This is a genomic window from Salinisphaera sp. (assembly GCF_002729955.1).
Lineage (GTDB): Bacteria > Pseudomonadota > Gammaproteobacteria > Nevskiales > Salinisphaeraceae > Salinisphaera.
Genome location: NZ_PBYA01000023.1, coordinates 1 through 12,687 on the forward strand (window position 1 = coordinate 1; position 12,687 = coordinate 12,687).

10 protein-coding genes and 1 pseudogene are annotated in these 12,687 nt (G+C 64.8%); 4 read left to right on the top strand and 7 right to left on the bottom strand.

Features of this window, described 5'->3' with window-relative positions; translation table 11 throughout:
- Positions 1–47 precede the first annotated feature (47 nt).
- From CMN27_RS06035 to CMN27_RS06045, 3 genes are all read right to left on the bottom strand, one after another.
- A complete protein-coding gene (locus CMN27_RS06035) occupies positions 48–1,094 on the bottom strand; it encodes a putative solute-binding protein (protein ID WP_293624850.1) in 1,047 nt (348 codons plus the stop codon).
- 82 nt (positions 1,095–1,176) lie between these two features.
- Positions 1,177–3,312: a TRAP transporter large permease subunit gene (locus CMN27_RS06040; RefSeq protein WP_293624851.1), complete on the bottom strand. Its 2,136-nt coding sequence runs from the start codon at positions 3,310–3,312 to the stop codon at positions 1,177–1,179.
- On the bottom strand, positions 3,312–4,331 hold the full coding sequence (locus CMN27_RS06045; RefSeq protein WP_293624852.1) for a hypothetical protein: 1,020 nt from the start codon (positions 4,329–4,331) through the stop codon (positions 3,312–3,314). Before CMN27_RS06045 ends, CMN27_RS06040 begins: the two co-directional genes overlap by 1 nt.
- A 353-nt stretch (positions 4,332–4,684) precedes the next feature.
- Here CMN27_RS06045 and CMN27_RS06050 point away from each other — a divergent pair, with 353 nt between their 5' ends.
- Both CMN27_RS06050 and CMN27_RS06055 read left to right on the top strand, forming a co-directional pair.
- On the top strand, positions 4,685–5,878 hold the full coding sequence (locus CMN27_RS06050) for an NAD(P)/FAD-dependent oxidoreductase (protein ID WP_293624854.1): 1,194 nt from the start codon (positions 4,685–4,687) through the stop codon (positions 5,876–5,878).
- A 26-nt stretch (positions 5,879–5,904) separates the two neighbouring features.
- Positions 5,905–7,233 (top strand): lytic murein transglycosylase, encoded by a 1,329-nt coding sequence (locus CMN27_RS06055; RefSeq protein WP_293624856.1) that lies wholly within the window; start codon positions 5,905–5,907, stop codon positions 7,231–7,233.
- 54 nt (positions 7,234–7,287) lie between these two features.
- Here CMN27_RS06055 and CMN27_RS06060 read toward each other — a convergent pair whose 3' ends face one another.
- Positions 7,288–8,271 carry an aldo/keto reductase gene (locus CMN27_RS06060; protein WP_293624858.1) on the bottom strand — a complete coding sequence of 328 codons (984 nt, stop codon included), beginning with the start codon at positions 8,269–8,271 and terminating at the stop codon, positions 7,288–7,290.
- 116 nt (positions 8,272–8,387) lie between these two features.
- On the opposite strand from CMN27_RS06060, the gene CMN27_RS06065 reads away from it, so the two are divergent.
- Positions 8,388–8,990 carry an exopolysaccharide biosynthesis protein gene (locus tag CMN27_RS06065; protein ID WP_293624860.1) on the top strand — a complete coding sequence of 201 codons (603 nt, stop codon included), beginning with the start codon at positions 8,388–8,390 and terminating at the stop codon, positions 8,988–8,990.
- Here the strand turns inward: CMN27_RS06065 and nei are convergent.
- Positions 8,983–9,822, bottom strand: a complete 840-nt coding sequence (gene nei, locus CMN27_RS06070; protein ID WP_293624862.1) for an endonuclease VIII — start codon at positions 9,820–9,822, stop codon at positions 8,983–8,985. The genes CMN27_RS06065 and nei overlap by 8 nt on opposite strands.
- Positions 9,823–9,943: 121 nt before the next feature.
- On the opposite strand from nei, the gene CMN27_RS06075 reads away from it, so the two are divergent.
- Entirely contained in the window at positions 9,944–10,537 is a 594-nt protein-coding gene (locus CMN27_RS06075) for a YceI family protein (RefSeq protein ID WP_293624864.1), read from the top strand.
- Between the two features lie 110 nt (positions 10,538–10,647).
- On the opposite strand, the gene ggt is transcribed toward CMN27_RS06075, so the two are convergent.
- Together ggt and CMN27_RS06085 are read right to left on the bottom strand one after the other, a co-directional pair.
- Positions 10,648–12,405 carry a gamma-glutamyltransferase gene (gene ggt, locus CMN27_RS06080; protein ID WP_293624866.1) on the bottom strand — a complete coding sequence of 586 codons (1,758 nt, stop codon included), beginning with the start codon at positions 12,403–12,405 and terminating at the stop codon, positions 10,648–10,650.
- Between the two features lie 72 nt (positions 12,406–12,477).
- A pseudogene (locus CMN27_RS06085) lies at positions 12,478–12,687 on the bottom strand (pantetheine-phosphate adenylyltransferase); the annotation flags it as partial.

The following is a 12,687-nucleotide window of genomic DNA, read 5'->3' on the forward strand; positions in this document are numbered from 1 at the left end:
CCCGCCGCAGGGTGATCCATACGGCGGGTCGATACAGCACCGGTCGATCAGTTGACCGCGCCGCCTTCACTGTCCTGGCTGCATTCAGCCAGTCCGGCGTCGCTAGAGCAACGGATCTTTTTGAGCATGTGCTGCATTTCGTGGTCGTACCAGTTCTGCTCCCACAGCTGCTCACGCGTGTTGCGGAACATTTCGCGATAGTTCGCGTCGCGATCGCCGGAGATATTCACCCAGTACTTGTCGGGGATTTCCTCGTCGGCGTTCTTCACCCGGCGCAGGGTCGAGTCGAACATGTTGTTGAACACCCACTCACGCGACTTCTGGCCGAAGCCTTCGTCGAACTTGTCTTCATGGATGATCAGCTGGCCCGAGAGCATGCCGAGCACGAAGTCGGCGATGCCGCCCTGCTCGCCGAGGCCCTTGTAGAGTTCGAGCGCGTTGTAGGCAAACGAGGGCGCATAGGCCAGATCCACGCTGCCGTTGTTGAACATCGGTCCGAAGGAGGCGATGGAGGCGCCCACCGGCGAGGCACCGGCCACGTTGGCCAGGGTCGAGGCCTGCTTGTCGTAGGACATCACCGCGATCTTCTTGCCGGCGACGGTGTCCAGGCTTTCCAGATACGACTTGTCGCGCGCGAACAGGAAGGCCTTGCCCAGCGGCACGACGCCGACGACTTCATTGCCGTCTTCGCTCATGCGATCGGCCGCCTTGGGGCTCGACATCACCTTGATGGCGGTCTTGACCTGATCGTAGCTCTGCAGACCGCCGGCCATGTCGAGGCTGCCCGCGAACTTCACGAAATGAATGGCGCGAATGCCGGTGATACCGACCATGTCGCACTTGCCGGCCTTGAAGTCGTTCGCGGCCACGGCTTCATCGGTATAGGCCCGCGCGTTGAGCTTGATGCCCCATTCGCGTGCCTGCACCACGTAGTCCTGGAACGACTGGTAGATAAAGCCGTTCGCGCCGATCGGGTCATAGATACACAGCGAACGGGTTTCCTGGGCGCTCGCGGTCTGCAGCGCGCCACCGAAAAGGGCAGCGGCGCCAAGCGCAGCGGCACCCAGATAAGAGGTCATTTTTCGAGACAGCATGGATCATATCCTCCGGGGTTGTCTTCTAGTACTACGGGCTGATTGCCTGTTGTGGTTTGCTGGGTTTCGAGCCGGCTGTTCATCAGAACAGCTCCATGAAGACCAGCGGCGCGAAGGCCACCAGCAGCAGGGTGGTCGCCATGACCGTGATCGGCAGCAGCATGCCTTCATGTCGACGCCAGAAGCTGGGGTCGTTGGCGACTTCGGCCTTGGCGGCCTGGATCTCGCTGTCGCCCACGACCTGGCGGGTCAGCAGCTGGTTGAGCGCCACCGGCGGACTCAGGTAGCCCAGCTCGAAAGCCGCCAGCACCATCATCCAGAAGTGAACGGGGTTGATGCCGTTGTTGTAGGCGACCGGCGCGAGCGTTGCGCTGACCAGAATGATGGCGCCGTACGGCTCCATGATCATGCCGATGGCCACCAGCATCACCACCAGCACCGCCGTGGCATACCACACGCTCGAGAACTGATCCGGGAACAGCTCCATCACGCCCGAGCGCTCCATCACCCCGCCGAACATGATCGACAGCACCATGAGCATGAGCAGGGCGCCGAGTAGCACGGACGTTTCCGCGGTCGCTGCACGCAGTGCGTTCCAGAAGCCGGAGGGCTCGTAGTCCGGCCCCTTGGCCTGGCCGCGGTCGGCCTTGTAGATCGCGGCCTGGTACAGGCGCTGGGCGCGCCAGCGGTCATAGCCGAGCAGACCGAGCATCACCAGCGGCAGGATCACCGGCGCCGAAAACTCGTTGAATGACTGACCCAGCAGATGGGTATACCCGAACACCACGGCGAAACCGATCACCACATAGGGCAGGATCGGGCCGAGCGCGACCCGCGTGGCCGGGATGGCATCATCCGGCGTGGCCAGATGCGGCCGGCTCTTGCGGGTGAGATAAACGAAGCCGGTGAAGATCACCGCGGCCAGCGCGAACACGTACAGGCCCCAGCCGAACAGCTGATCGGTAGTCACCTGGCGATTGAGCGCGGCGATGATCACGACCATGAGACAGGGGTTGAGCACCACGCCCATGCTGCCGGACATCGCGGTCGAGGCCACGGCGAGCTGGCGGTAGGTACCGGCGATACGCAGTTCCTGATAGATGACCGCGCCGATCGCGAGCACGAAGATGCCCGAGGCACCGGTATAGGCCGTGGGCCAGGCCGAGGCCAGCACCACGATGATCACCACGAACTCGGGGCGCATCTCCCATGAGCGAAACACCCCGAACACCAGCTCGGCGATGCGGGTGTGCTTGAGCATCATGCCCACCCACACATACAGACCGATCGCGGTATACAGGTCGGCAAACCTCAGCATCTTGCCCAGCTGGATGGCCGGCCCGGCGAGATAGCCCTCGCTGATGAAGAAATACAGGATGCTGACCAGCGCCAGCCAGCAGTACAGCGGTACCGTGAGCGGCGCATACAAAAGCGAACCCTTGGCGGTGGCATCTGCCGGCACGCGCAGAAAGCGATAGGCGGCCGCGATTGCCAGCACGCAGAAGGCCACCAGCCACAGGGTGTTGAGCGCAAAATCGCCGCCCGAATCCAGGCGCATCCAGGCCAGGCCGCTGACCGCCATGGCGACGTTGGCCACCACCTGCGAGCCCGCGCTCACGCGATGGTCCAGCCGCGATCGCGGTACGCGTAGCGCGATCTGCTCGTTGAGCACCAGCGCCACGAAACCGCCGATCATGATCAGCAGAACCAGGATATAGCTCTGGAACTCCTGGCCCAGCTGGTTGATACGGCCCATGCCCAGCTCGAGCGAACGAAATGCGCGCAGCGAAGAGGTCGAGGTGACCTGCTGGTTGTATTCGTAGCGCTCGTAGCTTGCCACGCACTGGCTGCGCTGGGCTTCGAGCGATCGACGCAGTGCTTCCGGATCCGAGGGCCCGGCATCGAAGAGGCTGTCTTCGTCGGGCTCGGCGGCCTGTGCCTGACTGCGTTCGACGCGGGCATCGATATCCATGTTCGGGTCGCAGGCCGGTTCGGCCATGTCGACACGGAGCATGTTGTAGTCCTGCCAGATATCGCCGCCCAGACTGAGCAGCTGGCCGTGTATGAACGCGCTCGTACCAAACAGGATGGCGCCCAGTAACAGGACCGCAACGGGAAGCGTAATCAGCCAGTTACGGCTGTTGCTATAGGCTTTGGGCTGATCGTCGGCGTGCGGGTCGGCGTTTACCGACCCGTTGTCGTTGTTGTGATTTGTCATCAGTTGAGGAAGCTGTCCGCGTCGAAGTCCGAATCCGAGTCACTGCTGTCGTCGCCGGGGAAATCGCCGAGCGCGAGAAACGGGGTGCGCTGGCCGGTTTCCTGGGTCCAGATACGATCGGATAGATAAAGCGCCTGGGCGTAGGCGACTTCGCTGAAGATCAGGTAATCCTCGGGGGCTTCACCCGCGTTGTAGATCTTGGCGACCTGGCGGATGCCTTCCTTCTCCCGGGTCTCGTCGGACTGGCCGAAGCCGGCGATGGCGTAGAGCATCGCTGCCATCGGCATGCCCTTGCTTTCGCCATAGTCGGCCGCTTCCTTGAGTTGGGCCCACGGATCCTTGCCGTCCGGCGCCGTGCCCGGCACGCTCAGCCAGACCACGGCCTGCAGGGCGTTCGGCACGCCCCACCATTTTTCGTTATCCATGCACTCGGTGGCACGGCCGGCGCGGGCCGCCACATCCTGGGGCACGCCGACGCTGCTTGAGGCCTGGATATCGCTCAGCACGGCCTGAACCGAGGTCAGCGTGCCGGCCATGTACTCGAACTCCTCGACGTCGTTGCCCAGCGACGGGCACTCGCCGTTGCCCAGTTCGCCAAAGGCGTCGACCGTGTCCTGATAGACCGCATAGCGACGCAGCGCGGTACGCCGGAACAGACGCTGGGCGTTGATGCGCGCATCCCGCGCCTCTTCGGTATTGCCCTCGCGCAGCGCGCGGGCAAAGCGCAGCTGCTCTTCCTGGGCCTGGGCTTCGGCGCACATGCCGGCGAGCAGGCTGGTATTGAGCAGCACGTTGGACGGGCGGCCGATAACGCGGCTGAAGGACCCCAGCAGCTGGTGCTGGCCCATGCCGGTGCCGCAGGAGGCCAGATCCAGATCGCCGCTGGCGATGACATAGGGCACGACCTCGTCCTGCGAATAGTGCGCAAGCACGTGACCGGTGGGCTTGTAGATGAGGCCGCAGCCACTCAGACCGACGACGAGGCCTGCCACTAGGGGCAGCGAGAGTCTCTTCAGCATGGCGTTTTAAGCCTCCTACGTATTGTTGTATGTCTTACGTTCTCGCACCACGCGCGCTGCGGCTGGGCCGTCTTCTTGTTGAAATCCGCCGGCGCGTTTTTGTGGGCGGCGCGCGCCATCGTGGGCTGGCATCAATATCCGACATCGACGGGCGCAACGCCACGGGCAGTTCGGAAAATATATCTTTTACGCGATCCGAAACCAAGTTTCGACGAACGCAGACGGCGGCCGGGGGCGCGACTTGCATGCCGTCGGCATGGCTGCCCGTGCGACAATCGCGGCCTGGAACGCCCGGATTTGCACGTGTTTCGTGCCGGTTCCGGGGTGTGTGGTGAGCGATCAGGGCGGGCTTGATGAGCAGCAATCGATCAACGGATGTGCTCGTGCTCGGCGGCGGTGCGGCCGGGCTGATGTGCGCGGCGGTGGCCGGCGCGCGCGGACGCCGCGTGGCCGTGATCGAGGGCAGCAAACGCTGCGGCAAGAAGATCCTCATGTCCGGGGGTGGGCGCTGCAACTTCACCAATCTCGACTGCGGGCCGGATAATTTTCTGTCCGCGAACCCGCATTTCTGCAAGTCGGCGCTGGCGCGCTATACCCCGGCCGACTTCATCGCCATGGTCGAGGCCCACGGCATCGCCTACCACGAGAAAGAGCGCGGGCAGTTGTTCTGTAACGACTCCTCCAAGCAGATCGTGGCCATGCTGCTCAATGAATGCGCGGCGGCGGGCGTGGAGATTCACGCGCGAGCGTCGATCGACGGCGTGAGACGTCATGCCCAGGGTGGTTTCGAGGTGGCGACCTCCGCCGGGACCTGGCAGGCCGAAAGCGTGGTGGTGGCCACCGGCGGTCTGTCGATACCGAAAATGGGCGCCAGCGGAATCGGCTATCGCATCGCGCGCGACTTCGGCCTGCCGGTACGTACGACCCGTGCCGCGCTGGTGCCCTTTACCGTGGCGGGCGCGGCGCGTCCCGCGTTCGCCGAACTCTCGGGCATCGGCACGAGCGTCGAAGCCGCCTGCAACGACGGGTTGTTCGAAGCGGGGCTGCTGTTTACTCATCGCGGTCTGAGCGGGCCGGCCATGCTGCAGGTATCGTCCTACTGGCAGCCGGGCGATACGGTGGCCATCGACTGGTTTGCCGGCGAGGCGGTGGATGACTGGCTCGAAGACGAACGTGCCGCGCGACCGAACGCACGGCTGGCCAGTGCGCTGGCCACGCGGTTTCCGCGGCGGCTGGCAAACTGGCTGGCCGAGCGTTGCACGCCGGGTAACGTACGCCTCAAGCAGCTGGACGAAGCGAGCACGGCCACGCTCGTCGACGAGCTTTCGGCCTGGGAGTTTACCCCCGACGATACGGAAGGCTATCGCACCGCCGAGGTCACGCTCGGCGGTGTCGATACCAATGCGCTGTCGTCGGCCACGCTCGCAGCCCGCGAGGTGGACGGCCTGTATTTCATCGGCGAGGTGGTCGATGTGACCGGCCATCTGGGCGGGCACAATTTTCAGTGGGCCTGGGCCTCCGCGAAGGCCGCAGGCGAGGTAGTCTAGGGCTCTTCTTTCAACGGGTTGGTCTTATGCGGATACGGTTCGTCTTGGGCAGCTGGCGTCATTTGTTACTGCCGATAAGCGTGCTCACGCTGGCCGCCTGCGCGTCGCAGTCGGTGGAAACGGCGCAGTCTTCGGATACGGCACAGGGCGGGGCCGAGGTGGCGACCGATATGCGCATGTCGTCGCCGCCGGCGACCGCCCCCGTGCCGGCCGAGCCGGTACGCGATGCTGCCGGTTATCAGCGCTGGGTCGCGGATTTTCGTCGTCGTGCCGCCGCGCGAGGGGTGTCCGATCGCACCCTGAACGAGGCGTTCGAGGGCTCGGAATTCGTGCCCCGTATCGTGGAGCTGGATCGCCGCCAGCCCGAGTTTTCCCGCGCCATCTGGGATTATCTCGACAGCGCGGTTTCCGACGCGCGTATTCGCCAGGGCCGCGAACAGCTGGGCAGCTACGCGGCCGAGGCCCGCGAGGCCGAAAACCGTTATGGCGTGCCGGCCACGATCATCGGCGCGATCTGGGGCGTGGAAAGCAACTACGGCAGCAACTTCGGCAACTACGAAACCATCGATGCCCTGGCCACCCTGGGCTACGACGGCCGGCGCACCGGCTTTGCCGAGGAGCAGCTTTATGCGGCCCTCCAGATTCTGGAGAACGGCGATATCGATCGCGAGCGCATGCGCGGCTCCTGGGCAGGCGCGATGGGGCATACCCAGTTCATCCCCACCAGTTTTCTGGCCTATGCGGTGGACGAAGACGGCGACGGGCGTCGCGATATCTGGGGCAGCATCGCCGACGTCATGGGTTCGACCGCCAACTACCTGAAGAAGAACGGCTGGCAGCCGGGCCAGACCTGGGGGCGCGAAGTCGTGCTGCCGCCCAACTTCGACTATGCCCAGGCCGAACTGGATACCCGTCGCAGCACCGCCCAGTGGCAGGCCGCCGGCGTACGCGCGGTCGACAGCCGCGGTCTGCCTATGTTGACCTCGGCTTCCATCATCGCGCCGGCCGGCGCCCATGGCCCGGCCTTCATGGTGGGGCCGAATTTCCGCACGATTCTGCGCTACAACAACGCCACCAGCTATGCGCTGGCGGTCGGCCTGCTGTCGGATCGGCTCGGCGGCGCGCCCGGCGTCTATGGCGACTGGCCACGGACCCTGGCCAGCCTGTCGCGAACCGAGATCAAGGACATGCAACGCCTGCTCAACGAGCTTGGCTATGGCACCGGTACGCCGGACGGCATCATGGGGCCGAACACCCGTGCCGGTTTGCGTGCCTTCCAGAACGCCAACGGCCTGACCGCCGACGGCTACCCGACCCACGAGCTGCTGCGCAGAATCCGCGCCGCGGCGGGTTGATCTGCGGCGAAGCCGGGCGCTCGGCCCGGCTTCGCTCGCCCCGATCGGCGGCGGCTATTCGTGGCCGGCGATCGGGTGGGGGACGTAGGGCGCTTCGAGCTTTTGCTTCTCTTCGGCGCTCAACTCGATATCGATGGCCTCGATGGCCTGCTCGAGATGATGCGACTTGCTCGCCCCGACGATCGGCGCGGTAATCGCCGGGTTTGATGCCACCCAGGCCAGGGCAATCTGTGCCATCGGCACATCCCGCGCCGTCGCGACCTCGCGCAGCGCTTCGATTACCGGTGTATCGATATCGCCGCCGAGCTGCCACTTGCGCGTGTTCTCGTCGGTCTGTGCGCGTTTGGACTCGCCGCCTTCGCCCTGGGTCGTCTTGCCGGCCAGCACGCCGCGCGCCAGCGGGCTCCAGGGAATCACGCCCACGCCCTGATCGGCGCATAGCGGCAGCATTTCCCGTTCTTCCTCGCGATAGACGAGGTTGTACATGGGCTGCATGGTCGAAAACGGCGTCCAGCCGTTGCGCTCGGCCACCTGCTGGGCCTTGGCGAACTGCCATGCGTACATGGACGAGGCGCCGATATAGCGGGCCTTGCCGGCCTTCACCACGTCGTGCAGCGCTTCCATGGTTTCCTCGATGGGCGTGTCGTAGTCCCAGCGATGAATCTGGTAAAGGTCCACGTGATCGGTGCCCAGACGTTCGAGCGAGCCATCGATCGCGCTCATGATGTGCTTGCGCGACAGGCCGCGGTCGTTCGGGCCGTCGCCCATGGGCATGAACACCTTGGTGGCGAGCACGAAATCGTCGCGCCGGGCGTAGTCGGTGAGCGCCTTGCCGACCACGCGTTCGGAGTCGCCGCGCGAATACATGTCCGCGGTATCGAAGAAGTTGATGCCGGCATCCAGTGCCTGCTTGATGAACGGCCGGCTGGCCTGTTCGTCGAGCACCCATTCGCGCCATTCCGGGGTGCCGTAGGTCATGGTTCCCAGGCACAGGGGCGAGACTTTCGTGCCGGTGCGGCCGAGGCGTTTGTAGTGCATTGATCACTGTCGTCTAAAAATCGATGCTGCATACAATAAAGCACGAGACGTCGCTCGGGAACTGGCCCTCTGTCGTGCTAATCTGAGCCGTATTCCTACCCCGCAACAGAGCCCCGATGGGCCAACAGCCGACCCTTACCGGACTGCTGGAATCGCTTGATTCCAGCGCAGAGAGCCAGGCCGAGAGCAACAGCGCCGACGACCGTCTGTCGATCGGTGAAGTGCTGCAGGTCATTGGCGAGCGCGGCTATGGGCCGCTGGTGCTCATTCTCGCCTTGATCGCCGCACTGCCGACGGGGGCGGTGCCGGGCATTCCCAGCGTATGCGGGATCTCGATCGCGCTGGTGTCCACCCAGCTGATCTTCGGCAAGGCCCACCCCTGGCTGCCCAAGCGTCTGCGCCGTCTGTCGATCGAGCGGCATCGCTATCGTCAGGTATCGCGTCGCCTGACCCCCTGGACCCGGCGTATCGATCGTCTGGTACGGCCCCGTCTAACCGTGCTCGTACAGGGCGCGTCCACACGTCTGATCGGCCTGGCGTGCGTCGCGCTCGGGCTGTGCATGGTGCCGCTGGAAATCATTCCCTTCGCCGCGGCCGCCCCCGCGTTTGCCATCGCCTTCATGGGTCTGGGGCTGACCGGCCGCGACGGTTTCTGGGTGCTGGCCGGGCTGGTGCCGGCCGGGCTGGCCGGCTATTTCGTCTATACCCTGATCAGTTAGATTGACAGCCCGGACAGCGGTAGAACCGCCGACTGGCGATGGTGGATTTTTCGATCGTCGTACCGCAGTCGTAGCAGGCACGACCCGCGCGGCCAAAGACCCGATGGCGGCGTGCGCGAAAGGACTGGCCCTGCGCCTTGAGGCGCTGCGCGCGGTCGGGCTCGTTGGTGATGCCCTTGAGCCGATAGGCCTGTTCGATCATGCCGCGTGTGGCTGCGACGAGACGCTGTCGTTGCACAGTAGTCAGCGACCGCGGCTTTTGCTTTGGATGCAGGCCGGCCACGAACAGGATTTCGGAGCGCAGATAGTTGCCCACACCGGCGATGAATTGCTGATCGAGCAGAAGCGTGCCGAGCGCGCGGCCGCTGAAGCGCCGGTCGTCGAGCTGTTGCAGTAGCCGGGCATCGTCGACGTCCGCATCGTTGAGCAGATCGGGGCCAAGCCGGGCGAGATAGGGCACGGTGTCGAGCGCGTCGGGGCGCACCAGTCGAATATCCGAGGCGCTGTACAGGCGCGCGGCCCGCGGCCCGGCCGTGATCGCGAAGCGCAGCTGGCGCTTCGTGGCCGGCAATGAATGGGCACGCCCGATCCGCCACTGTCCGTACAGCTGGTTATGGCTGTAAACACACCATGGCCCGTCGTCGTCGCTTGCCGCAAAGAACACCAGTACGGCCTTGCCGCGGGCTTTTACCGAGGCGACACGGCGGCCGGACAGCGCGGACTCGAAGCCCTTGTAGCGCTCGAAGGCAAAAAACACCGCGTCGGCATCGCGCTCGCCGACCGCCCCTGCGATATCGTCGACCATGCGTCGTATTTCGGGACCTTCGGGCATGGCAATTCTTCAGGTTCTTGTGTGTGGATAAGCCAAAGCGCCGTACAGCCAGCGTTTACCCGAAGTTCGATACACTCGGATGCAGTCACGACAATCCAAAACCGCAAAGCAAGTGAATCGTATGAATAAAACCCTCATCGGTCTGGCCGCGACCGGCATGCTCGCCGCGACGGCGCTCACCGCCAACGCAGCCGAAACCTACACCATCGATCCCACGCATACCTACGGTAATTTCGAGATCGGCCATATGGGCCTGTCCACCATGCATGGCCGTATCGATGTCACCGGCGGCGAAATCGTCATGGATCGCGAAGGCGATACCAGCCGCGTGAACGTCACCCTCGATCCGGCCACCGTGGATACCGGCCACGACAAGCGCGACGAGCATCTACGCGAAACCGAAGGCTTCTTCGAAGTCGACAAGTACCCCGAGATGTCGTTCAAGTCCACGAGCGTGAGCTTCGACGGCGACGACGAGGCCACCGTCGAAGGCGAGCTAACCATGCACGGCACCACCAAGCCGGTCACGCTCGACGTGGACGATATCGTCTGCAAGACCAACCCCATGGACGAAAAGAAATATACCTGCGGCTTCTCGGCCGAGACCGAAATCAAGCGCAGCGAATTCGGCATGGATGCCTACGTGCCGATGGTCGCCGACGAAGTCGATATTCAGATCGAGGTCGAAGCCAACCGACCCAACGACCAGGGCTGAATAGAAAAGCTGCTGATCAAGGCCGGCGGCTCGCATGAGCCGCCGGTTTTTTTTGGCTGAGGCAGAACCGGCGACGCGCTACGCCAACGCCGGAACCGCGGCCAGCCCGCTCAGTCGGCGGTAGCCGCTTCGGCGTCGCGGGACTCGTGCTCGCAGACCGGCGCGCTCTCGCCGATCGCGGCACAGCCGATGCCGCGCGGGTCGGAGGCGGCGTCCATACGGGACTCGGCCTTGTTCCAGATCACCGCATGCATATCGCCGTAGTGGCGATCGACATTCTTCAAGCGGTGGCCCAGTTTCTTGAGACCGGCACGCGTATCCGCCGAGAGCGCGCCGGGTTCGTATTCGACGTGGTCGGGCAGATACTGGTGGTGGTAGCGCGGTTTGCCGACCACGCTCGCGGCGTCGCCGCCGTGGGCGAAGTCGAGCACGCCGAGCAGCACCATGGTGGTGATACGGCTGCCGCCCGGGGTGCCCAGCGCGATCTCGCGATTGTCGCCCACGACGAAGGTCGGCGTCATGCTCGACAGCGGGCGCTTGCCCGGCGCGATGGCGTTGGCTTCGCTGCCGACCAGCCCGTAGCCGTTCGGCGCCAGCGGCTTGGCCGAGAAGTCGTCCATCTCGTCGTTCAGGAATACGCCGGTGTCCGCCGCGACCAGCCCCGAGCCGAAGGGAAAGTTCACCGACAGGGTGGCAGCGACGCGATTGCCCTCGGCATCGATCACCGAAAAATGCGTGGTGTGATGGCCGCTGGCGCGCTCGGCGTTCACGCCGGCAAGTTCGTCGCTGGGCGTGGCCCGATCCATGCGGATACCCACACGCAGACCGGCCGCATAGTGCTTGTCGATCAGCCGGGCGATGGGCATATCGACGAAGTCCGGATCACCCAGATAGGCGGCACGGTCGCGATAGGCACGACGCATGGCCTCGATGGTGACGTGGCGGCGCTCGATATCGTCGAGCGAGGCCCAGTCGAAGCCTTCGAGGATATTGAGTGCTTCGACAAGCACCGGGCCGCCCGACGACGGCGGCGAGCCGGACACGATCTGGTATTCGCCGTTGGGCGTACGGTAGCTGCCGCGCGTGGGCTCGCGCTCGATAACGTCGTAGTTGGCCAGATCCTGGCGACTCCAGATGCCGCCGGCGCTACGCACGGCCTCTACCAGTCGGCGTGCGACCTCGCCCTCGTAGAAACCGTCGCGGCCGTGGCTGGCAAGCGCCTCGAGCGTGGCGGCCAGATCGGGCTGTTTGAACAGGGTGCCGGCCGGCAGTACGTCGCCGTCGTCGTCGAGCAGCAGCGCGGCGCTGGCAGGGTACTTGGCCAGTACGTCCTTACGGTATTGGGCCAGGGCGTGCATGTGGTCGTTTATTTCGAAGCCCTCGCGTGCCAGGCGGATCGCCGGTGCAAGCGTCCGCGCCAGATCGAGCCTGCCGTAGCGCTGCGCGATATGCGCCAGCGCCGCCGGCTCGCCGGGGATACCGGCGGCCAGCGCGCCGTTGCGCGACAGGTCCTGAACGAAGTTGCCTTCGTCGTCGAGATACATGTCGCGCGTGGCAGCACCCGGAGCTTCTTCGCGGCCGTCGACCATCACATCGCGGTTTTCTTCGGCGTGATGCAGCAGCCAGAAACCGCCGCCGCCCAGGCCGGAGCCCTGCGGCTCGACCACGGCGAGTGCGGCGGTGATGGCAACCGCCGCATCGAAGGCGTTGCCGCCTGCCTGAAGCACTTCCATGCCAGCCGCGGTCGCCGCCGGATGGGCACTGGCCACCGCCGGCGCGGGCGGCTTATCGCCCGCCGCGAAGGCCGGCGTTGTCGGCAGAAAACAAACGAGCGCCACGCAGGCGAACAGACGAAGCCGAACAGGCATGCACGTCACCGAAGAAAAGAAGCGGTTGGCCACGATACCGCCTGCAAGCGTCTGGCTCTAGCGGCGCAGCGGCTAACCGCCGGTCTTCTCGTGGAGCTTGTCGGCCACCAGGCTGGGTACCAGTCCGCTGATACGGCCATCGAGGAAGGCGATTTCGCGGACCAGCGTCGAGGAGATATGGGCATACTCGGGCGATGGCGCCAGAAAGATGGTATCCACCTGCGGGGCGAGATGCCGGTTCATCACCGCCATCTGTTTTTCGTATTCGTAGTCGCCCACACC

What these genes read in the sequence shown, in the direction of transcription:
- CMN27_RS06035 (WP_293624850.1), bottom strand. Translation starts at nt 1,094, where the DNA reads ATGCTGTCTCGAAAAATGACCTCTTATCTGGGTGCCGCTGCGCTTGGC.
- CMN27_RS06040 (WP_293624851.1), bottom strand. Translation starts at nt 3,312, where the DNA reads ATGACAAATCACAACAACGACAACGGGTCGGTAAACGCCGACCCGCAC.
- CMN27_RS06045 (WP_293624852.1), bottom strand. Translation starts at nt 4,331, where the DNA reads ATGCTGAAGAGACTCTCGCTGCCCCTAGTGGCAGGCCTCGTCGTCGGT.
- CMN27_RS06050 (WP_293624854.1), top strand. Translation starts at nt 4,685, where the DNA reads ATGAGCAGCAATCGATCAACGGATGTGCTCGTGCTCGGCGGCGGTGCG.
- CMN27_RS06055 (WP_293624856.1), top strand. Translation starts at nt 5,905, where the DNA reads ATGCGGATACGGTTCGTCTTGGGCAGCTGGCGTCATTTGTTACTGCCG.
- CMN27_RS06060 (WP_293624858.1), bottom strand. Translation starts at nt 8,271, where the DNA reads ATGCACTACAAACGCCTCGGCCGCACCGGCACGAAAGTCTCGCCCCTG.
- CMN27_RS06065 (WP_293624860.1), top strand. Translation starts at nt 8,388, where the DNA reads ATGGGCCAACAGCCGACCCTTACCGGACTGCTGGAATCGCTTGATTCC.
- nei (WP_293624862.1), bottom strand. Translation starts at nt 9,822, where the DNA reads ATGCCCGAAGGTCCCGAAATACGACGCATGGTCGACGATATCGCAGGG.
- CMN27_RS06075 (WP_293624864.1), top strand. Translation starts at nt 9,944, where the DNA reads ATGAATAAAACCCTCATCGGTCTGGCCGCGACCGGCATGCTCGCCGCG.
- ggt (WP_293624866.1), bottom strand. Translation starts at nt 12,405, where the DNA reads ATGCCTGTTCGGCTTCGTCTGTTCGCCTGCGTGGCGCTCGTTTGTTTT.